The sequence below is a fragment of the Kribbella sp. genome (genome assembly GCF_035655035.1).
In the GTDB taxonomy this organism is placed as follows: Bacteria; Actinomycetota; Actinomycetes; order Propionibacteriales; family Kribbellaceae; genus Kribbella.
In genome coordinates this window covers 1-21,921 of sequence record NZ_DASRVN010000050.1, presented here as the reverse complement: position 1 = coordinate 21,921, position 21,921 = coordinate 1, and the positions used below count along the sequence as shown (strand labels likewise).

The following is a 21,921-nucleotide window of genomic DNA, read 5'->3' as shown; positions in this document are numbered from 1 at the left end:
GGCCTACTTTGCGGGCTGGGCCGTATTCGTGGCCGGTGCCGACGGGCGGTAGCCGGTGGGTTTGTGGTCGCAGGCGACCAGGCCGAGGGCTAGTGGCAGGACGGCGACGATGGCGATCGCGGCGCGGAGCTTCATGGCGGTTCTTCCTCCCCAGATGATGCAGCCGCAGGAGCTTACGGTCTGGACCACCTGAGGAGGAAGGAGTTTGCAGCTAGCTGCAGCTACTCGCCGCGCTTCACCGAGCTGAGCAGTAGTTGGGCGACGTCCTGGACCTCGACCTCTTCGCGGGCCGACCCGTCGGCCTGCTTCGCGGTGAGGCCGTCGGACAGCATCACCCGGCAGAACGGGCAGCCGGTGGCGATCTTGTCCGCACCGGTCTCGACCGCCTCGGTGGTCCGGTTCAGGTTGATCCGGCTACCGAGCTTCTCCTCCATCCACATCCGCGCGCCGCCCGCGCCGCAGCAGAACGACTTCGTCCGGTTGCGGGGCATCTCGGCGTACTCCGCGCCCGGGATGATGTCGAGCAGCTCGCGCGGGGCGTCGTACACCTGGTTGTGGCGACCGAGGTAGCACGGGTCGTGGTACGTGATCTTCTGCCCGTTGAGCGAGCTGTCGGCCGGCGCGACCGGGGTCAGCTTGCCGTCGCGGACCAGCCGGTTCAGCAGTTGCGTGTGGTGGATGACGTCGAGCTCGACGCCGAGCTGGGAGTACTCGTTCTTCAGGGTGTTGAAGCAGTGTGCGCAGGTCGAGACGACCTTGCGCACCTTGGCCTCCTTGAAGACCTCCGCGTTCTGCATCGCCAGCTGCTGGAACACGAACTCGTTACCGGACCGCCGCGCCGGGTCGCCCGTACACGTCTCGCCATCACCGAGTACGGCGAACGAGACGCCGGCGATGTTCAGCAACTCCGCGACCGCCTGGGTGGTCTTCTTCGCGCGGTCCTCGAACGCGCCCGCGCAGCCGACCCAGAACAGGTAGTCGACCTCGTCCAGCGACTCGACGTCCGCGCCGACCTGCTTGACCTCGAACGGCAGGTCCTTCGCCCAGTCCATCCGGCCGGACGGGTTCATGTTCCACGGGTTGCCCTTGTTCTCCAGGCCCTTGAACAGCCCGTTGAGCTCGGACGGGAACGACGACTCGATCAGTACCTGGTACCGGCGCATGTCCATGATCGCGTCGACGTGCTCGATGTCGACCGGGCACTGCTGCACGCACGCGCCGCACGACGTACAGGCCCAGAGCGCGTCCTCGTCGATGACCGCGACGTCCGCGGGTCCGACCAACGGTTTCTCCTGCTCGGCGAGCACCAGCTCGGGCAGCGACTTGCGGCTCTCGTCGTCGGAGGCCAGCAGGTACGGCGCCTTGGCGTACGCGTGTTCGCGCAGGCCCATCATGATCAGCTTCGGCGACAGCGGCTTGTCGGTGTTCCACGCCGGGCACTGCGACTGGCACCGGCCGCACTCGGTGCAGGTGGTGAAGTCGAGCAGGCCCTTCCAGGTGAAGTCCTCGACCTTGCCGACGCCGAGCGCCGCGTCCTCGTCGAGCTCGTCGATGTTCTCGAAGTCGATGGGCGCGCCGTTCACCATGATCGGCTGCAGCGCGCCGAGCGCCGTACCGCCGTCGGCCTCGCGCTTGAACCAGATGTTCGGCCAGGCGGTGAACCGGTGCCACGCGACACCCATCGTGGCGTTCAGCGAGATCGTGATCATCCAGGCGAACGAGATCAGGATCTTGATCATCGCGATCAGGAAGACCGTGTTCTCCAGCGCGTGCGCGCTCAGGCCGCCGAAGAAGCCGCTGCCGATGAAGAACGTCATCGGGTAGTGGAACTTGTCGTGGTCGCCGAGCTGGTACTCGAGTCCGCGCAGCAGCAGGATGCAGATCAGTACGCCGAGGATCGTGTACTCGACGTAGTACGCCTGCCAGGCCGTCGATCCGTAGAACCGGGACGAGCGAGGCTTGTCCCCTCGAGGCAGGTGCAGCAGCCGGTAGACGATCAGGCCGACGATCGAGACCAGACCGGTCCAGGTGAGTGCCTCGCTGACCCACTCGAACACGAACCAGTGCCCGATGACCGGCAGCGCCCAGTGCGGGTCGAAGAGCTGGCCGAACGCGGTCACCAGGGTCAGGAACAGTCCGATGAACCCGAACGCGACGAACCAGTGCATCACCCCGATGTGGCTCCACTGCAGCATCCGGGTGTGGCCGAGGGACTCCTTGGCCAGGGTGAGGGTCCGCTTGCCCGGGTCGTTCGTCCGGCCGGCCGGCTGCCCGAGCTTGATCACGGACACGATCTGCCCGATGGTCTTGCCGAACAGCGCGACGGCGACCAGGGTCACCGCGAGCGAGACGACGATGGCGAGGATCTGCATACCAGGGATGTTATTGGTTGGTTACTCGTGAGTCATGTCCTTGCGGCCCTCATCACGCCCGCGTGTTCCGGGTCACGCCTAGGCGAGCAACCGGTGCAGGCGGGCGGTGACCGCGGCGTGGCGGGGGTCGTGTGGGGGGAGGGCGGCTTCCAGGGACTCGAAGATTTCCAGGTCCTCGGCGCCGGTCGTGGTCTGGGCGAACTTCCACAGCGCGTCGGTGTTGTGCGCGTCGAGGGCGGCGCGGCGGATGGTCGCGTCGAGCTCGTCGCGTTCGGAGCGCAGGGCCGGTGCGTCGGACCGGGCGAGCAGCGGGCCGGCGTACAGCTCGAGGGCCTTGGCCAGGTCGCCGGCGCGGAGCGCCTGCTGTACTTCGGTCACGTCGCCGGTGACGTCCGCGATGATCCGGTACGGCTTCGTGTCGAGGACGCCGCCGCCGAGCAGGTTCCGCAGCCGGTGCATCTCGGCGCGGACCGTCGTCGGGTTGCCCTCGTCGCCGTACAGCTGCAGCATCAGTTGCTCGGCGGTCAGCCCGGTCGGCTGCAGTAGTAACAGTGCGAGTACTTCGGCCCGCCGCAACGTGAGCGCGATCTCGCGGCCGCCGACGACCGCGATCGGCTGCCCGGAGCCGAGCAGCTTCAGGCGCAGGGACGGGCGCGTACGGCGGACCGGCGTACCGGGCATCCGCAGCAGGTAGCCCTCGTCGAGGCGCTCGACCAGCCCTTCGCGGCCGTCGCCGAGGTCGATCCGGTCGGCGCCGTCCGGGACCACGAGGCGGTCCGGCAGCCACTCGAGCGGCTGTACGGCGAGCACCCGGCCGGTCGGGGTGAGCAGCGCACCGGGCGCGTCGCCCAGCGCCATCAGGTGCCGCATGTTGCGGGCGCGGAGCATCTCGTCGGCAGCCGCCATCCGGACCTTCAGCTGACCCTCGGCGAGCTGGGCGGCCGCGGTCACCAGCGCGACCATCGCGGGATGGACGGTACGCAGCGGCCCGGAGACGTCCACCGCGCCGAGCAGTTTGCCGGTGTCGGGGTCGTGCACCGGCGCGGCGGCGCAGGTCCATTCGTGGATCCGCCGTACCAGGTGTTCCGCGGAGTGGATCTGCACCGGTTCACCGACGGCCAGCGCCGTACCCATGCCGTTGGTACCGATCTTGTCCTCGGACCAGACCGCGCCCTCGGACAGCGCGATCCGGTCCGCGGTGCGCTTCACGTCGGCGGCGCCCTCGCGCCACAGGATCATCCCCTGCGCGTCGGTGACGATCATGATGTGCGATGCCTCGTCGGCGATCGTCGTCAGGGTCTGCCGCAGGACCGGTAGGACGGCGCGCAACGGGTGGTTCTCCCGGAGCGCCGCGAGGGTCTGCTGGTCGACGACGACCGGCGGGGCGTCGAGCTCGGGGTCGACCGCGGCGGCCAGCGAGCGTTGCCAGGAGGCGGCCACCAGCGGGCGCGGGTCGGTCGCGGGGCGGCTCCCGCCGAGCACGTCGTCGTACAGCCCGCTCAACCGGCGGGCCTGCTCCGGTGCGTCCATAGAACCCTCACTTCACGTTGCAACGTCGGTGCAACGTCACGCTCCCTAGGTTCGGTCCAACGCCATATCGGTTGGAGGACCTATGACGATCTTCGCAGCTCCCGGGCAGGATGGCAGCCCGGTCGCGTACAAATCGCGCTACGACCACTACATCGGCGGCGAATGGGTGCCGCCGGTCAAAGGCGGGTACTTCGAGAACCCGACCCCGGTCACCGGTCAGAACTTCACCGAGATCGCCCGCGGTACGGCCGAAGACGTCGAGGCCGCGCTGGACGCCGCGCACGGAGCCGCGCCCGCCTGGGGCCGGACCTCGCCGGCCGAACGGGCGAACATCCTGAACAAGATCGCCGACCGGATCGAGGCCAACCTCGAACTGCTCGCGGTCGCCGAGACCTGGGACAACGGCAAGGCCGTCCGCGAGACGCTGGCCGCCGACCTGCCGCTGGCGGTCGACCACTTCCGGTACTTCGCCGGCGCGCTCCGGGCCCAGGAGGGTTCGGTGTCGGTGATCGACGACGACACGATCGCGTACCACTTCCACGAGCCGCTCGGCGTGGTCGCGCAGATCATCCCATGGAACTTCCCGATCCTGATGGCGGTCTGGAAGCTGGCCCCGGCGCTGGCGGCCGGCAACGCCGTCGTCCTGAAGCCCGCCGAGCAGACCCCGGCCTCCATCCACGTGCTGATGGAGCTGATCGCGGACCTGCTGCCGCCGGGCGTGGTGAACATCGTCAACGGGTTCGGCGTCGAGGCCGGCAAACCGCTTGCCTCCAGCAACAGAGTCGCCAAGGTCGCGTTCACTGGTGAGACCACGACCGGGCGGCTGATCATGCAGTACGCGTCCGAGAACATCATCCCGGTGACGCTCGAGCTCGGCGGCAAGAGCCCGAACGTGTTCTTCGCCGACGTCGCGTCGTCGAAGGACGACTTCTACGACAAGGCGCTCGAGGGCTTCACGATGTTCGCGCTGAACCAGGGCGAGGTCTGCACCTGCCCGTCGCGGGCGCTGATCCAGTCGTCGATCTACGACTCGTTCCTGGCCGATGCCACCGCGCGCACGCAGGCGGTCAAGCTCGGCAACCCGCTGGACACCGACACGATGATGGGCGCCCAGGCGAGCAACGACCAGTACGAGAAGATCCTCGCCTACATCGGGATCGGCAAGGACGAAGGCGCCCGCGTCGTCACCGGTGGCGCTCCGGCCGAGCTCGGCGGCGACCTGGCCGGCGGGTACTACATCCAGCCGACCATCTTCGAGGGCGACAACAAGATGCGGATCTTCCAGGAGGAGATCTTCGGCCCGGTGGTCTCGGTGACCCGGTTCGACGACTACGCGGACGCGATGAAGATCGCCAACGACACGCTGTACGGCCTCGGCGCGGGCGTGTGGTCGCGGGACATCAACACGGCGTACCGGGCCGGCCGCGAGATCCAGGCCGGGCGGGTCTGGACGAACAACTACCACGCGTACCCGGCGCACGCGGCGTTCGGCGGGTACAAGAACTCCGGCATCGGCCGGGAGAACCACAAGATGATGCTCGACCACTACCAGCAGACGAAGAACCTGCTGGTCAGCTACAGCCCCTCGAAGCTCGGGTTCTTCTGAGTGGTCGAGAAGGTGTTGCTCACCGACGAGGCGGCGGAGTGGTTGCGCCGCCTCACCGGGATGCACGGTCCGCTGATGTTCCACCAGTCCGGTGGCTGCTGCGACGGCAGTTCGCCGATGTGTTACCCGGACGGTGAGTTCCGAACGGGGGCCGCGGACGTGCATCTCGGTGACCTGGTCGTCGACGGTGTGGACAAGCCGATCGGGTTCTGGATGTCCGCGAACCAGTACGAGTACTGGAAGCACACCCAGCTGACCGTCGACGTGGTGAAGGGCCGTGGCAGCGGATTCTCCGTGGAGGCCCCGGAGGGCGTCCGGTTCCTGATCCGCTCCCGGCTGTTCACCGACCAAGAGTCCGCCGAACTGGGACTCCTCTGAACGAGTGCCGTCCGTCCGGTGGCGTTGCCGGGCGGCCGGCACTCCCTTCCGGTTGACAGATCCTCACGGGACCGGAAGGCTGATTCGGAAAGATCTTTCGGAATCTGCCTTCGCCCGAGGTGACTCGAATGAGATCTGCCCGTTTGGTGCTGGCCGGTGTGGTGGCGGCGCTGTCGTTTCTGATCGCGCCGACGACGGCGCCCGCCACGGTGGTGGGGCCGGCGCGGGATGCTCTGGTCCGGCTGGTCGGTCAGCGGTACGCCGATCAGGTCGTGCTGCAGACGTTCGATCGCGGCGCCGGGAAGGACTTCTTCCGGGTCGGATCGGCCGGTGGGAAGGTGCTGATCGCGGGCACCACGCCGGCCGTGCAGCTGACCGGGTTCGGCTGGTACCTGCGGCATGTCGCGCACGCGGACATCGAGTTGGAGGGCGAGCAGCTGAACCTGCCCGCGACGCTCCCGTTGCCCGCGCAGCCGACGGAACAGCGCGCGTCGGTCGACAACCGGTTCGCGTTGAACGACACCAACGAGGGGTACGCCGGGCCGTACCTGAGCTGGTCGCAGTGGCAACGGCGGATCGACGTACTGGCGTTGCACGGCATCAACGAGGTGCTCGTGTACGAAGGCCAAGAGGCGGTCTACGAGCAGGCGTTCCAGAAGTTCGGGTACTCCGCCGACGAGCTGCGCGCGTGGATCCCGCAGCCGGCGCACCAGGCGTGGTGGCTCCTGCAGAACGAGTGCTGCCTCGGCAGCCCGATCTCACAGCAGCTGATCGACCGCCGGACGGTACTGGGGCGCCAGATGGCCGACCACCTGCGCGAGTTGGGCATGGTGCCGGTTCTTCCGGGGTACTTCGGCACCGTGCCGCCAGGCTTCGCCAGTAAGAACCCTGGCGCCAAGACTGTCCCGCAGGGCACCTGGGACGGGCTCGCCCGACCGGACTGGCTGGACCCGACCAACCCTGTGTTCGCACAGGTCGCCGCAGAGTTCTACCGGGTCCAAACGGACCTGTTCGGTCCCAGCACGATGTACAAGATGGACCTGCTGCACGAGGGTGGTACGGCCGGTGACGTGAGCGTGCCGGACGCCTCCCGAGCCGTGCAGAACGCCCTGGAAGCTGCGCACCCCGGTGCGATCTGGGCGATCCTCGGCTGGCAGAAGAACCCGCTGCCGGCCACGCTGCAATCCATCGACCGCTCCAAGATGCTGGTCGTCGACGGGATCTCCGAGGCGTCGAACATCACAGACCGGGACAAAGACTTCCTCGGCACGCCGTACGCGTTCGGCACGATCTGGAACTTCGGCGGGCACTCCAACCTGGGCGCCAGCCTGGCCGCGTGGAACCAGAAGTTCCATGCCTGGCTGGCCAAACCGGGTACGGCGCTGAACGGGATCGCGTTGATGCCGGAGGCGATCGACAACAACCCGGCCGCGGTCGCGTTCTTCACCGACCTGGCCTGGCAGAGCGAGCCGGTGGACCTGCAGCAGTGGTTCACCGACTACGCCACCAGCCGGTACGGCGTGGCGGATCCGCATGCGATCGCCGCGTGGAAGATCCTCGGCAGCACCGTCTACAGCTGGCCGGCGGCCGCGGACAGCAAGCACCCGACAGGGCTGTTCGACTACGAGCCCAGCCTCGGTGTGAGCGGTACGGCGATCCCGTACGACCCGGAGGCGTTCCGCCAGGCGCTAGGCGAGCTGCTGGCGGTTCCGCCCGCGCTGCGGGGCAGTACGGCGTACCGCTATGACCTGGTCGACGTAGCGCGGCAGGTGGTCGCCAACGACAGCCGTACGTTGCTGCCGCGGATCTCGGCCGCCTATCAGGCGCATGACCTGCAGGAGTTCCGCAAGCTGACCGCGGACTGGCTGCAGCGGATCCAGTTGCTCGACGACCTGCTCGGTACTGACGACAACTTCCTGCTCGGCTCCTGGCTGGCTGGTGCGACGGCAGAGGCCGCAAGCCCGGAAGAAGCAGCAGCCTTGCGGTACGACGTACGCACGCTGATCACTGACTGGACTGCTACGGCGACCCTGCAGGACTACGCGCGCAGGGAGTGGAACGGGCTGGTCGGTGACTACTACGGCGGCCGTTGGCGGACGTACTTCGCTGCGCTCGACAAGGCGCTGTCTACCGGTCAGCCGGCGGCTCCGATCGACTGGAAGGCGTACGCGGAGCGCTGGGCGCACACGGACACGCAGTACCCGGTCAAGGCGCGTGGGGACGCGTACGAGTTGGCCTCGCGGGTTGCTGCGATTCCGAGCGGTTCCTTGAGTGTTGAGCCGGCCGTGCGCGGAGCTCGGCCCGGTACGACGGTGCGGGTCACGGCGACGTACAGCAACACCAACACGCTCCGCGCGGCCCATGCCGTGCGGGTCGGGCTGACAGTGCCGCCGTCCTACGGTGTGAAGGCCGTCGGGCCGTCGGTGGCTGCGCAGGTTCCTGCGGGCGGGACGTTCAAGGCGGTGTACGACGTGACTGTGCCGGCTGGTGCGCGGCCGGTGGACGTGCCGGTGTTGGCTGCCACCGTTAACTGGGAGGGCACTTCCGAGGCTGCTAGCACTCGGCTGCTGGTGAGTGGGGACGTTGGTGCGCCTTGGAAGACGGTGTCCACCAATGACGCTTCCTTTGCGGTGTCAGGTGACCGTGTGGGCATCGCTGGTGGTGGTAGTGACATGTGGAAGGGCACTGACGAGCACGGAGCGGTCTACCAGCAGCAGATACTCGGGGAGGGTCAGTCGGTGACCACCAAGGTCACTTCGCAGGACCGGACTTCGCCATATGCGCGGGCTGGGCTGCTGGTTGAGGACGCCAACATTGCGGTCACGCCGGACCACGGGTGCCTGTTCAGCTGGGACTCGAACGGGGACGGGACGCTGGACAGCTACACGGCTGCGGACGGCTTCAAGGCTCCTGTGTACGTGCGGATCGCTCGCCTCGGCGGGAAGGTCAGTGGGGCGTGCAGTGAGGACGGAGTGAACTGGACAGTCGCCGGATCGGCGACGGTGCCGGGTGCGGCAGCCGTGCAGGACGTCGGGGTGTTCATGAGTGCTGTGAACAGCCACACCGGGACGACTGGGGTCGCGACGTTCCACGGGTTCACGGTTGCGCCGTACGCGCCGCGGGACAGCTCGGGTGACGCGGTGCTGAGTGTGCGTAAGCCGGTCACCGCGCTCGGTGAAGAGGCTGGGCACCCGGCGACGGCAGCCAACGACGGGAGCCGGTCCAACAACCCGTACTGGGGCGGGCCGTTGGGGCCGACCTGGTGGCAGGTGGATCTGGGTACGCCGTCCGCGGTGTCGACGGTCAACGTCCGCAACTACGTGGACGGGACGCGGTACTACAACTACCGCTTGCTGGGCAGTCTGGACGGGACGAACTGGTTCCTGCTGGGTGGCCGGTTCGGCACGGCGCCTGTGGTCGATGCAGGCGACACGTTCAGGACCGAGGCCACGGCGCGGTACGTCCGGGTGGAAGGGTTGAGCAACTCGGCCAACAACACCTTCCACCTGACGGAGGTGACTGTCTCAGGTCGTTGAGACGACCAACGGATTGCCGGGGCGGACGGTGGTGTCGACGGTGTAGGTGGTGCCGTCGACCGTCACGGTTGCGAGGTCGAGGTGCCCCGTTGCGCAGGTGAGTGTCAGAGTGCCTGAGGAATGGGTGGCGATTCCCCAGCCTGTGTTGGTGGTGAAGGGGAAGCGCCAGGTGTCGTTGGCGCGGGCTAGGTTCATCGGGGCGCAGGTGATGGATTTGGCGACGGCGTTGTAGCTGTAGCCCGTCAGAGCCTCCAGTACGGACCAGCCGGCGGCGTTGCGGATGTAGTGGTCGCCGCACTCGATCGGGTTGAACGGGTTGCGGCGGGTGCCGTCGTACCTGGTCCACAGGCCCTGCAGGATCGACATGCCCTCGTCCGTGAGGCCTTCGTACAGGCAGTGCGCGGCGACCTGGTACTCCGAGCCGGTCCACACCTCGTCGCAGTACCGGGTGGGCACGTCGGGGCGCCCGCCGTGCGGCCAGGTACACATCAGCAGGCCGGTGTCGTCGCCGTCGGCGAACACGCGGTACGGGTGCTCGAAGTCGTGGAAGTCGGTGCGGAGGTTGTGCCGGACCACGTTGCGCAGCGCAGTACGCACGTGCTCCTCCGGGAGCAGGTAGCCGAGGTCCAGCTGATGTGCCCACCACTGGCCGATCAGCTGGTCAGCCAGGCAGCCGTCGCCCCACTGGAAGTCACGGGTCTCATCCGGGTCCAGGATCTGCCGGTAGTACTCGCCGGTGAACAACAGTTCGTCGTACGCCGTGCTGCCGGTTTCGAAGTGCGTGCGGTACTGCTTGGAGTCTTCGCCCAGGAGCAGCGCCATCTCCTCGGCGGCACGTAGCGCGGCCAGCCACAGGGTGCCCATGAACGAGTTGACGCCGCACAGGTCGATGTCGTGCGTGCTGGGCTGGATGCCACGCAGTACGCCGTCTCGCAGCCACTTGCCGTGGATGTGGTCGAGGAGACGTACCACGTTCGGCCAGCGGTGGCGCAGCCAGTCGAGGCCGGCGCCCTGGCGCACCTCCCGGTACGTCTTGAGGACGTTGCCGAGCATGCCGTCGAGTGCGGGCTCCTCCGGTCCACCGATGACCACGTCCCAGAGCTGCTTCATGTAGAGCGGGGCGCGGACGCGGTGCGGGATGTAGCCCTCGGGGGCCTGCATGACGTCGTACTCGGTGTCACGCATGTTCTGCTCCAGCGCCGGGAAGAGCCGGGACAGGGTCTGCTCGTAGTTCCAGACGTGGGTGCAGTTGAGCGGGCAGGAGCCGCCGTACCGCTCACCCCACATGACGGTGGAGGCGCCGAGGACGCCTTCGAAGCCGAGCACGTCGCCCTGTGCGGTTTGGAAGACGGTTGGGCTGCGTACGTCGGCTGCCAGCGCTGCGAGTCGGGCGCCTGCTTCGCCGGGGAGGGAGCTGTTGTCGAACGCCTCGGTCCACTGGGTGGTCAGGTGCTGCAGCTCGTCCCAGTGCTCGATGAAATGCTCGGCCGCGGCGACAGCGTCCGGCGTACGGCGGGTGTACGCGTTGCCGAGCCAGAAGCGGCTGTGGCCGTACTCCGGGTGCGGGCCGAACTGGTTGAAGTCGACATATCGGTTCGGGAAGTGCCAGGCGATCAGGAACCGGAACTGCTTGGTGTCGCCGGGCTCCAGGTGGAACGGGACTGCCAGGCCGCCGTTCCAGGTGCTGCCTGCCGGGCTGGCCCCGCTTGCCGGGGTGGCCGGACCGTTGAGGAAGGCAACAAACTCCTCCGGTCGCGTCCATTGTGGGTGAGCGAATGCTTCGCTGTCGGTGGCGAGCACCATTTGGCCGGCACCGGGATGATCCAGAGGCAGGCCGCCGTTCTCCAACACCAGCGAGCTCCACGCCCCCAGGCGCCGCGGCCGGTTGGTGTTGCCGCCGTACAGGCTGCACGAGGTTTGCTGGACCGGGGTGACGCCGTCCCAGCCGACCGCGTTCTGGAGCGCGGCGGCGAGCTTGCCGTGCAGCGCGATCGGACCGGTGTTGTGCAGGGTGAAGGTGAAGCCGACGACGGGCTGCGAGCTGGCCTCGGCATCACCCGGCACCAACGGGTTGAACACGTCCAGGCTCAACTCGATGGGCAGATCGGTCTCGTAATCCACATGTGCCTGTGGATAAGTAGCAGTCACCGTGGTCGGTCCGATCGGGCGGATGACCTCGTGCAGTTCCTGCTCACCGCCCGGTACGACGTCGTCCGTCACCAGAGGAGTGTTGGACGGCGTGGCAGGCGGTCCTTGGAGCAGGCGTACCTCGTCCAGCGGCGGCTCCACGCGGGACAGGCGCAGGGCGAAGAAGCTGTTCGGTACGTGACCCTCGTGGTTGCCGAGGTTGTGCAACTGCCACTGGCGTAGCGCACCGTTGCCGGCCAGCGCGACAGTGCCGGTGCCGAGACCTCCCAGCGGCAGTGCGAAGTGTCGAAGGGTGTCACCGGTGTAGTGCATGCTTCTCCGTCCCATATGAACTCGCAGTACCAGCAGAGGCGAACAACGCAACAGGTCCTGGGGCGAGGAGCAACAGTGAAGCGGTAACCGACGTACCGAGCAGCAGCGCAACAAAAGCCAGCGCCAGTACGCCGAGCGGCACCAGCGGGGCGCGCGCGACCAGGTGAAGCGCGGTGAACCACAACCGCTTCCCGCGCAGCCCAGCAGTCACCCGCAAGCTGAAGGCGTAGCAGGAGGCGAGCAGTAGCAGCACGCTCGCACACCCGCTCACAGCCAACGGAAGCAGGAAAACGGGTCCTGTGTACAGCTGCCAGTTCAACAACCCCACAGCCACCACAACCCCCGGCACCAACCCAACCTCCACCCCCGCCAGAGCGTGCTTCCGCACATTCCTGAACAGTGCTGGGACCCCACCAGGTTGCTCTCGGACAACCGCGTCCGTGGTCGCGACAACAGCTGCCCAGACAGGCGAGACAGCGAATGCACCAAGCAGAGCGCTAACCGGCGAGAGCCCAGGACTGATGAGAACGACGAGAGCGGTCGCAGCGCATACAAGTACGCCGGCGGTTGCCAGGAGCGGGAGCTCGTGCCAGAGGGCTTTGAAGGCGGCAGGCAGGTGATCGGTCATGCCCGCAGCCCCGTGGTGGCGATCGACGCGATGAAGGAGCGCTGGAAGATCAGGAACAGGATCAGGATCGGCAGCACCACCAGCGTGATCGCGGCGAACAGTACGACGGCCGGCCCGCCGCCGACCGCGCCCTGGAGCGACACCAGCCCCACCGGCAGCGTCATCTTCTCGGGAGTCGACAGGAAGATGTACGGCCAGAAGAAGTTGTTCCACGACGCCTCGAAGACGAAGATCCCGAGCGCGGTCAGACCGGGTCGCGCCAGCGGCAGGATCACCCGGAACAGGATCCAGAAGTGCCCGGCCCCGTCCATGATCGCGGCCTCGTCCAGCTCCCGCGGGATCGACGAGATGTACTGCCGCAGGAAGAAGATCCCGAACACGTTCACCAGCGCCGGCAGCCAGATCGCCACCGTGGTGTCCACCAGGTGCAACCAGCGCATCATGATGAAGATCGGTACGACGGTCAGCTGCACCGGCACCACCAGCGCCGCCAGCAGTACCGAGAAGATCTGGTCCCGCCCGGGGAACCGCAGCCGGTTGAACGCATACGCCGCCATCGCACTGGTGAACAGCGCCCCAGCCGTCGTGATCACCGCGATCTGCAGGCTGTTCCACGCCATCCGGGCGAACGGGATCAGCCCCGGCACCTGCTGGAAATTCTGCAACGTCGGCGGCTTGGGAATCCACTGCGGCGGCAGCTGGAACGCGTTGTTCGGCTCCGACAAGGCGTTCGAGATCAGCCACACCAGCGGCGCGATCATCACCAGCCCGCCGAGCACCAGCACCAGGTCGAGCAGCTTGCCCCTCATTGGTGCACCCACCGGCGCGAAAGGCGGAACTGCAGCCCGGTGACGACCATGATCACCACGAACAGCACCAGCGACAGCGCCGCGGCGTACCCGACCTCGAACGACTGGAAGCCCTTCTCGTACGTGTACTGCACGATGCTCCGGGTCGCGCCGTCCGGCCCGCCCTGCGTCATGATCACCATCGGGTCGAAGATCTGGAACGCGCCGATGAACGTGATCACGGTCGCGAAGAAGATCGTCGGCGACATCACCGGCAGCGTCACGCTCCAGAACCGCCACCACGCGTTCGCGCCGTCCACCCGCGCGGCCTCGTGCAGCTGCGCCGGCACCGTCTGCAGGCCGGCCAGCAGGATGATGAACGTGTACCCGATCGTGTGCCACCAGTCGACCACGATCAGCGTCGGCAGCGCCCACGTCGGCGACGCCAGCCAGTTGGTCGTGGTCGACAGGTAGTACGCCGCGATCCCGAACGTCGGGTCCAGCACGTACTTCCAGATCAGCGCGACCGCCGCCCAGGACACCAGGAACGGGAAGAAGTACGCCGTCCGGACGAAGTACTTCGTACCGCGGGTCATCGTCCGGTGCACGCCGAGCGCGAGCAGCATCCCGAGCCCGATGTGCGTGACCACCGAGGACAGCGCGAACACGAACGTGTTCAGTACCGCGCGGATCGTCGCGCTGTCCGTGACGAGCTGCTTGAAGTTGTCCAGCCCGGCGAACTCCGGCGTACTCAGCAGGTCCCAGTGGAACAGGCTGAGCCCGAACGCGGCGACCAGCGGCAGCGCGACGAACACGACGAAGAGCAGAACGGCCGGACTGATGAACAGATAGCCGGGGAGCCAGTCCCTGCGCTGCGGTTTCAGACCAACCCCTCCAGCGTGGTCTGGGCCTTGCCGAGCGCGTCGGCCGGCGCGGCGTTGCCGGTCAGTACCTGCTTCCAGCCGTCCTCGATCGCTTTCTGGATCGCGGCGCCCTTGTCGGGCGACGGGATCGGCGTCGCGTAGCTCAGCGCCTCGTACAGGTACTGCGTTCCGGACGGCGCGTCCTCGAGGAACGACTGGCTGTTCGCGATCGACTTCCGGGCCGGCACGATGGTGCCGCCGAGCTGCGCGAACGTCGACGAGCCTTCCTTTGAGATCAGGAACTTGATGAACGTCCAGGCGTCGTCCTTCTTCTTCGACGCCTTCAGGATCGGGTACCCGTTCCAGCCGACCGGCGAGCCCTGCCGGACCTTGGTCGGCCACGGCACGATGCCCATCTTCTGGGTCGCCTTCAGGTTCCGGATGCTGATGATCGGCCAGCGCCCGCCGCCGAACATCGCCAGCTTGCCCTGCGCGGCGGCCGTGAACGCGTCGAACGTGCCGCCGGGCGGCGGCGACAGCTTGTCCGCCACCAGCTTCCGGTTGAAGTCGGCCGCCTCGATCGCCTTCGGGTCGTCGTACGTCGGCTTCGACCAGTCGTCGGTGAAGCTGCTGGTGCCGTTGGTGAGCAGCCACGGCATGATCGCGGCGAAGTACGCCGAGTCCGCGGCGTACCCGAAGGCGCCGGTCTTGGCCTTGATCTGCTCGCAGGCGTGCCGGAAGTCGTCCCAGGTCCACTTCGCGGTCGGCTCCGGTACGCCGGCCTTCGCGAACAGGTCCTTCGAGTACCACATGCACATCGTGTTGAACTCGCCCGGCAGGTAGTACGTCTTGCCGTCGGTGGAGGCGTACTTCTTGTCCCACGCGATCAGGTTCGGGTCCAGGTCCGCGTAGTACTCGTCGATTGTCGACTGGTCCTTCTTGATGTAGTCGTCGAGCGGTGCGAGCAGGCCCTTGGACGCGAACAGCCGCTGGCCCTCGGTGGCGATCTGGATGACGTCCGGTACCTGGCCGCCGGCGATCCGGGTGGACAGTTTGTTGAAGAAGTCGCCCCAGTTCGACAGCGGGATGCCCTCGGCCTTGAGCTTGATCTCCGGGTGCTGCGCGGTGAACTTCGCGAACAGCTTGTTCCAGGTGGCCTGTTGCTCGGCGGTGCCCATGTAGACGAACGACAGTTCCTTCGAGGACGACCCGCCGCTGCCACCGCCACCACCGCAGGCGGCGAGCGAGGCGGCCAGCGCCGTACCGCCGGTGGTCTGCAGGAACCGTCGACGGCTGAGCAACCGCTGATCCATCAGTGGACCTCTCTGGACGGGAAATCGATTTCTCGGCAGCATAGTCCCGACCGCCGAAACGCTGTCAAGACTCGGGCGCCCGGAAACTCAGGGGGAATCCTTCACCGCTCCAAGAACTGATGGTGACCGCCTGATCACGCGGTAATTCCGGTCTGGCCGGGACATCTGTCACGGCCCCACCCATGACAGATGTCAGTGGTCCGATCGCTGGCGTCCGGCGCTGCGGCGGGCGGACGATGCGAAGACCCCCAAATCACGCCGGCCTCCGCCCACTGGCCGATCGGGACCGTCAGCGGAGGCCTGCCCAAACCTCGAGGAGTCCAGTTGAGGCAACGGATTCTCGTCTCCGCCCTGAGTGCCGGTGCGCTTGCCGTGGTCGGTGTGACCGCGGCGATGTCCAGCGCGTCCGGCGCGGTCGGCGCCCCCACTCCCTACACCGCCGGAAAGCATGCCGCGAAGGTCTGCTCGGCGACCACCGCCGCGCACACCGCGACCTGTGACGCGGTCAAACTGGTCGACGCCAAAGGCGCCGCACCCCGTTCCAGTACGCCGCCGGCGACCGGTCTGACCCCAACCGGCCTGCAGGACGCGTACAAGCTCACCGGCCTGAAGGCGAACGGCCGTACGGTCGCGATCGTCGACGCGTACGGCTACCCGAACCTGGAGCGCGACCTCGGCGTCTACCGCTCGCAGTTCGGGCTGTCGGCCTGTACGACGGCCAACGGCTGCCTGCGCGTCATCAACCAGACCGGCGGTACGTCGCTGCCGAAGTTCAACGCCGGCTGGGCGGGTGAGCAGGCGCTCGACGTCGACGCGATCTCGGCCGCCGCCCCGGACGCCAAGATCGTCGTCGTCCAGGCCAACTCGGCGAGCTTCGCGGACCTCGGTACCGCGGTGCAGACGGCGGCCAAGCAGCCCGGTGTCGTTGCCATCTCCAACAGTTACGGCGGCGGCGACGCGGACGACGCGACGTACGGCGCCTACTACAACCACCCCGGCATCGCGGTGACCGCGTCCACGGGGGACAACGGCTACCAGGGCGGCAGCTACCCGGCGTCCTCGTCGTACACCACTGCTGTCGGCGGTACGTCGTTGGTTGCCGCGAGCAACTCGCGGGGCTGGAGCGAGTCCGTGTGGAGCGGTGCCGGCTCCGGGTGCTCGACGTACAACACCGCTCTGAGCGCGGCGTCGTCGTTCGACACCGGCTGCTCGAAGCGGGCGATGGCGGACGTGTCCGCCGCGGCCGACCCGGGCAAGGGCGGCATGGCGATCTACTACCCGACCAGCAGGACCGCGTCCACCTGGGCGCAGTTCGGCGGGACGAGTGAGGCAGCGCCGATCATCGCCGCGGTCTACGCGCTGTCCGGCAACACCACCGGCTACGCCAACGCGTTGCCGTACGGCCACGCGAGCTCGCTGTTCGACGTGACCAGCGGCAGCAACGGCACGTGCCCGACCACCCAGTGGTGCAACGCGCGCACCGGCTGGGACGGCCCGACCGGCCTCGGTACCCCGAACGGTGCCGGCGCCTTCTGATTGAACACTGGGAGCGACCGGTCGATTGCTATGTGCAATCCTCCGGTCGCTCCTTGTATTGCTCCCAGTACGAAGGACAACCCTCAATTCCGCGGCAATCCGGTGATTTCTCTTCCCCGGGCGGGTCAGCAGCCTTAGGGTCAGCCCCCGGGACGGGTCGTGGAGGGCGACCCGCTGATTCGAACTCCATGGAGATTTGCTGTGACCACATCACGCAGAGGGCGGGGGCTCCTGGCAGTCTCGGCCGTCTCCGCGGCCGCCACCCTGCTGGCCATGACCGCTGGCGGCGCCAACGCCGCGCAGACCGCCGGACCCGACAAGAGCAAGGCAACGCAGTCGGAGAACTTCACCGGTAAGGAGCAGAAGGGCTACTACGACGCCCGGACGCCCGACGCCAAGACGACCTATGCCCGGGCCGCCAAGGTGGCCGGCAAGGAGACCGCGGCCTCCGAGAAGTTCCGGAACTCGCTCGGCACCCAGGGTGTCGTCGAGCTCGACCCGAACACCGGCACCCCGGCCCAGGTGACCAAGCTGAACGGCTTCCTCACCGGCAAGAGCGCCAAGAAGGCCGACGTCATCGTCCTCGACTACGTGAAGGCGCACCCCGAGGTCTTCAAGCTGTCGAACGCCGACCTGGCGACGCTGAAGCTGCGCAAGGACTACGTCGACGACCTCGGTACGCACCACGTCTTCTGGTCCCAGGTCGTCGACGGCGTCGAGGTCTTCGGCAACGGCCTGAAGGGCAACGTGACCAAGCACGGCCAGATCGTCTCGATCATGGGCTCGCCGGTCGCCGGCCTGACCTCCGCCGCGCAGAGCCGGTCCGCCACGGCCGCACCGAAGCTGTCCGCGGCCGGCGCCCGCAGCGCCGCCATCGAGGACGTCGGCGGGAGCGCGAAGTCCGCGACCGCGAAGACGTCCGGCGAGAGCACCACCTTCAGCAACGGTGACACCGCCAAGCAGGTCTGGTTCCACACCGCCGACGGGCTCCGCAAGGGCTGGCTGACCTACGTCAACGCGGGCGGCACCAAGGTCTACTCGCACGTCATCGACGCCGAGACCGGCGCCCTCCTCTACCGCCGGAGCCTGTCCAGCTCCGCCAACGGCGACGCGCTCGTACAGGACTACTACCCGGGCGCGCCCAAGGGCGGCACCCAGCGGGTCGAGAACCTGATCTACAACAAGTGGCTGCCGAAGAACGCGAAGACCCTGCTCGAGGGGACGTCGGTCGCGGCCTGGGCGGACGTCAACGACGACAACCAGCCGAACCCCGGCGAGACGGTCAAGGTGCCCGGCACGGCGGGGCCCAGCGGGACCGGCGCGCAGTACAAGCTGACCAGCTTCCCGAACGCGTCGTCGTTCTGCTCGGCCTCGTTCATCTGCACCTGGGACCCGGCGAAGCCGGACTCCTGGAAGACGAACATGAACCAGGACGTCACGAACGCGTTCTATCTGGCCAGCAACTACCACGACTGGCTGGCGAAGCCGCCGATCAGCTTCACCCCGGCGGCCGGCTCGTTCGACGCCGCGGGCGGCGACCCGGTGCACCTGAACGCGCTGGACGGCGCGGCCACCGGCGCCAACGGCGGACCGGACGCGAACCACATCGACAACGCGAACATGAACACCCCGCCGGACGGCACCCCGCCGACCATGCAGATGTACCTGTGGCACGCGCCGGGCCAGACCGACGCGCAGAACGGCTTCGTACCGGCCAGCGGCGCCAACGACGCCAGCATCCTGTACCACGAGTACACCCACGGTCTGTCGAACCGCCTGGTCGTCGACGCCACCGGGAACTCCACGCTGAACAGCATCCAGGCCGGCTCGATGGGCGAGGCCTGGAGCGACTTCTACGCGATGGACTACCTGGTCTCGCACGGTCTGGAGAAGGACACCACCGCTCCGGGTGAGGTACTCGAGGGCCGGTACGTCAGCCACGGCGAGCTGTTCCGCACCCAGGCGATCGACTGCCGGGTGCACGCGGTCAGCCCGAACTGCATCCAGCCCGACGGCTCGAAGGGCGGCTACACGTACGCCGACTTCCCGACCATCGGCGGCTCGCCCGAGGTGCACGCCTCCGGTGAGGTCTGGGCGCAGACCCTGTGGGACCTGCGCGAGCGCTTCGGCCGCTCGTACGCGATGAGCATCATCACCCGCGCGATGGAGCTGGCTCCGGCGGATCCGACGATGCTCGACATGCGCAACGCGATCGTCCAGGCCGACCTGATCGCCAGCGGCGGCCGGAACGCCGACACGATCTGGACCGTCTTCGCCAACCGCGGCATGGGCTGGTACGCCGGTGTCGTCGACGGCGGCGACGCGTACCCGGCGGAGGACTTCCACAAGCCGCCGACGGGTGCGACCACCACGCTCAGCGGCACCGTGACGGACAAGGACACCGGTGCTCCGGTAGCGGGCGCCCTGGTCTACGTCGGCGGCCACTCGTCCGGTTACGCCGGTGACTACGCCGGTACGACGGATGCCTCCGGCAACTACACCATCACCGGTGTTGCCCCGGGCACCTACCCGAAGGTCGTCGTCTCGGCCCCCGGCTACGAGCTGATCGTCCAGCCGGTCAAGGTCAGCCCCGGCACCAAGGCCGCCTTCACCCCGCGCCGCAACTGGGCGGCCGCCTCCGGCGGTGGCACGGTGACCGGCTTCAACGGTCCGGACTTCAGCCCGCAGTGCGGTCCGGGCATGGCCATCGACAACGCGCAGGGCACCGGCTGGGGCAGCACCACCGGTGACGACAACGGCACGGCGACCAACCAGATGATCGCCAAGCACGTCGACATCAAGCTGCCGGCCAAGGTCAACATCAGCAACTTCAACGTCGACCCGTCGAACACCTGTGGTGACCCGGGGAGTTCCTCGACCGGTCAGTACAAGATCGAGACCTCGGCCGACGGCACCACCTGGGCCACCGCGGCGTCCGGCACCTTCACCTCCGCCAACCGGGGCAAGTACAACCTGGTCGCCCCGGCCGGCAACGCGACCGGCGTCCAGTACGTCCGGTTCTGGATGCTCAGCCCGCAGGTCCCGGACTTCCAGAACAACTGCCCGAACGGCGCGTTCGGCGGCTGCAAGTTCACCGACATGACCGAACTCCAGGTCTTCGGCACCAAGTAGGCAACGCTGTTGGGAAGGCCGGTCGAGCATCCGCTCGGCCGGCCTTCCGGCGTTTCAGGAGCCCTTGGAAGGCTTGGCGGGTGGGACGGTCTGGGCCCAGTCGGCCCAGTCGGCGAGGGCGGAGTACAGGCGGATGCCGGCCTCGATGGTGACCCGCATCGACTGGGTCTGCTCGCTGTAGCCGAACTCGCCGCGGTCCTTGCGGGCGGCGTACTCCGTGTACTGCTCGGCGAGGTCCCGGTAGTACCGCGCTTCCGCCTCCAGGTGTTGCTGGAGCTCGTCGCGGTCCATCATCCAGAAGAACAGCGAACGCAGCAGCGGCTGCAGGCGCATCGTGTGGTCGACGTCGACCTCGGTCAGCCAGCGTTTCACCTCGGCCACCCCGGCGTCGGTGATCCGGTACGCCTTCCGGCGCCGCGGGCCCTCGCTCTCGACCTCGACCAGGCCCTCGCCGGCCAGCTTGTTCAGCTCGGCGTAGATCTTCGGGTGCTGCGCCGGCCAGACCGAGCCGAGCACCTCGGTGAACCGGCGCGCCAGGTCGTACCCACTGGCCGGCCCCTCCGCGAGCAGCCCGAGCAAACCGTGCCGCAGTGACATCTGTTCCTCCTTGTCCTGACCGCCATCTTGACATGTCCCGACGGACATGTGCATGCTCAGATATGTCCCTAGGGACATGTCCTAGAGAACATCTCAAGGGGAGTCGATATGGCGGAGGGACGAGCGGTTCTCGTCACCGGGTCGACCGGCGGCATCGGTACGGCGACGGTCGGGCTGCTGCGGCAGCGGGGCTTCACGGTGTACGCCGGGGCGCGCGGGCGGGCCGATTTCGGGCCGGAGGTACGGGTGCTGCCGCTGGACGTGGCGGACCCGGAGAGCGTCGCCGCGGCGGCGAAGCGGGTCGCGGGGGAGGTGGACGGGCTGTGGGCGGTGATCAACAACGCGGGCGTGATCGTGCAGGGCCCACTGGAACTGGTCCCGGCCGACGAGTGGCGGCGGCAGTTGGAGGTGAACACGATCGGCCCGGCCTCGGTCATCCGCGAGTTCCTTCCACTGCTGCGCGCAGGTGGCGGGCGGATCGTGAATGTGAGCGCGGCGACGGGACGCGTCGCGATGCCGCTCCTGAGCGCGCTGTCGGCGAGCAAGGCCGGCCTCGAAGCTGTGTCGAACGCGCTCCGCCTGGAGCTCGCACCGTGGAAGATCCCGGTCGTGGTGATCGAGCCAGGCACCACCGAAACCGAGATCTTCACTCGAGCCGGGGCCGCCGCGGACGCCACCCTCCAGCAGGCCGACCCGGCGCGCCTGAAGCTCTACCGGTCCCACCTGGCGGCGTACGAGCAGGCAATGACCCGCTTCAAACCCGGCCCGGTCGACAAGGTCGCGAAGACGATCCTCCGCGCCGTCGAAGCCCGTCGCCCGAAACGCCGCTACGCGATCGCCGAGGCCCGCACCCTGGGCGCGATCCTCCCAAGCCTCCCCGCCCCCTGGCGAGACCGCCTCCTCGCCACCGCCACCGGCCTCAACAACCTCAAGCCCCAGGCTGCCGAGTCGTGAGTATCGGCGTGGAAATGGGACCACGATCCACGACTCGGCGATCCGGGCACCCGCCGAACGCCACGACTCGGCGGCCGGATCGTGAACGTGAACTCCGAGGGGCACCGGTCGCCGATGCGTGGTGGGACGGTACGGGTCGTCCCGGAGCGGCTGATGGACGGTCCGGAGGAGTTCGACCCGTTCCTCACGTACAGCCGGAGCAAGCTCGCCAACCTGCTGTTCACGTAC

General features: G+C 67.8%; 15 protein-coding genes. 6 read left to right on the top strand and 9 right to left on the bottom strand.

Features of this window, described 5'->3' with window-relative positions:
- Nucleotides 1–3 precede the first annotated feature (3 nt).
- The 3 genes from VFF46_RS03485 to VFF46_RS03475 form a co-directional block, all read right to left on the bottom strand.
- Nucleotides 4–135, bottom strand: coding sequence for a hypothetical protein (locus VFF46_RS03485; RefSeq protein ID WP_325035538.1), 132 nt, complete (start codon nt 133–135; stop codon nt 4–6).
- An 86-nt stretch (nt 136–221) separates the two neighbouring features.
- Nucleotides 222–2,372, bottom strand: coding sequence for a (Fe-S)-binding protein (locus tag VFF46_RS03480; RefSeq protein ID WP_325035537.1), 2,151 nt, complete (start codon nt 2,370–2,372; stop codon nt 222–224).
- A 78-nt stretch (nt 2,373–2,450) separates the two neighbouring features.
- The gene (locus VFF46_RS03475) at nt 2,451–3,902 is read right to left on the bottom strand and encodes a GAF domain-containing protein (protein ID WP_325035536.1); all 1,452 of its coding nucleotides are present in this window, start codon (nt 3,900–3,902) and stop codon (nt 2,451–2,453) included.
- Nucleotides 3,903–3,984: 82 nt separating this feature from the next.
- On the opposite strand from VFF46_RS03475, the gene adh reads away from it, so the two are divergent.
- From adh to VFF46_RS03460, 3 genes are all read left to right on the top strand, one after another.
- A complete protein-coding gene (adh, locus tag VFF46_RS03470) occupies nt 3,985–5,508 on the top strand; it encodes an aldehyde dehydrogenase (protein ID WP_325035535.1) in 1,524 nt (507 codons plus the stop codon).
- Nucleotides 5,509–5,886: a DUF779 domain-containing protein gene (locus VFF46_RS03465; RefSeq protein WP_325035534.1), complete on the top strand. Its 378-nt coding sequence runs from the start codon at nt 5,509–5,511 to the stop codon at nt 5,884–5,886.
- A gap of 128 nt (nt 5,887–6,014) precedes the next feature.
- Nucleotides 6,015–9,422 carry an alpha-N-acetylglucosaminidase TIM-barrel domain-containing protein gene (locus VFF46_RS03460; protein ID WP_325035533.1) on the top strand — a complete coding sequence of 1,136 codons (3,408 nt, stop codon included), beginning with the start codon at nt 6,015–6,017 and terminating at the stop codon, nt 9,420–9,422.
- On the opposite strand, the gene VFF46_RS03455 is transcribed toward VFF46_RS03460, so the two are convergent.
- The 5 genes from VFF46_RS03455 to VFF46_RS03435 form a co-directional block, all read right to left on the bottom strand.
- Complete coding sequence (locus VFF46_RS03455; protein ID WP_325035532.1) at nt 9,411–11,882, bottom strand: GH116 family glycosyl-hydrolase; 2,472 nt, start codon at nt 11,880–11,882, stop codon at nt 9,411–9,413. The genes VFF46_RS03460 and VFF46_RS03455 overlap by 12 nt on opposite strands.
- Nucleotides 11,866–12,135, bottom strand: coding sequence for a hypothetical protein (locus VFF46_RS03450; RefSeq protein ID WP_325035531.1), 270 nt, complete (start codon nt 12,133–12,135; stop codon nt 11,866–11,868). Before VFF46_RS03450 ends, VFF46_RS03455 begins: the two co-directional genes overlap by 17 nt.
- A gap of 371 nt (nt 12,136–12,506) precedes the next feature.
- Nucleotides 12,507–13,319 (bottom strand): carbohydrate ABC transporter permease, encoded by an 813-nt coding sequence (locus VFF46_RS03445; protein WP_325035530.1) that lies wholly within the window; start codon nt 13,317–13,319, stop codon nt 12,507–12,509.
- Nucleotides 13,316–14,113 (bottom strand): sugar ABC transporter permease, encoded by a 798-nt coding sequence (locus VFF46_RS03440; RefSeq protein ID WP_325035529.1) that lies wholly within the window; start codon nt 14,111–14,113, stop codon nt 13,316–13,318. The genes VFF46_RS03445 and VFF46_RS03440 overlap by 4 nt, the downstream gene beginning before the upstream one ends.
- Before the next feature lie 65 nt (nt 14,114–14,178).
- Complete coding sequence (locus VFF46_RS03435) at nt 14,179–15,474, bottom strand: extracellular solute-binding protein (RefSeq protein ID WP_325035528.1); 1,296 nt, start codon at nt 15,472–15,474, stop codon at nt 14,179–14,181.
- A gap of 324 nt (nt 15,475–15,798) precedes the next feature.
- On the opposite strand from VFF46_RS03435, the gene VFF46_RS03430 reads away from it, so the two are divergent.
- A complete protein-coding gene (locus tag VFF46_RS03430; RefSeq protein ID WP_325035527.1) occupies nt 15,799–17,010 on the top strand; it encodes a hypothetical protein in 1,212 nt (403 codons plus the stop codon).
- Between the two features lie 273 nt (nt 17,011–17,283).
- Nucleotides 17,284–20,142: a M36 family metallopeptidase gene (locus VFF46_RS03425; RefSeq protein ID WP_325035526.1), complete on the top strand. Its 2,859-nt coding sequence runs from the start codon at nt 17,284–17,286 to the stop codon at nt 20,140–20,142.
- Between the two features lie 54 nt (nt 20,143–20,196).
- Here VFF46_RS03425 and VFF46_RS03420 read toward each other — a convergent pair whose 3' ends face one another.
- Nucleotides 20,197–20,739 carry a PadR family transcriptional regulator gene (locus tag VFF46_RS03420; RefSeq protein ID WP_325035525.1) on the bottom strand — a complete coding sequence of 181 codons (543 nt, stop codon included), beginning with the start codon at nt 20,737–20,739 and terminating at the stop codon, nt 20,197–20,199.
- Nucleotides 20,740–20,847: 108 nt separating this feature from the next.
- On the opposite strand from VFF46_RS03420, the gene VFF46_RS03415 reads away from it, so the two are divergent.
- The gene (locus VFF46_RS03415) at nt 20,848–21,693 is read left to right on the top strand and encodes an SDR family NAD(P)-dependent oxidoreductase (protein WP_325035524.1); all 846 of its coding nucleotides are present in this window, start codon (nt 20,848–20,850) and stop codon (nt 21,691–21,693) included.
- Nucleotides 21,694–21,921 lie beyond the last annotated feature (228 nt).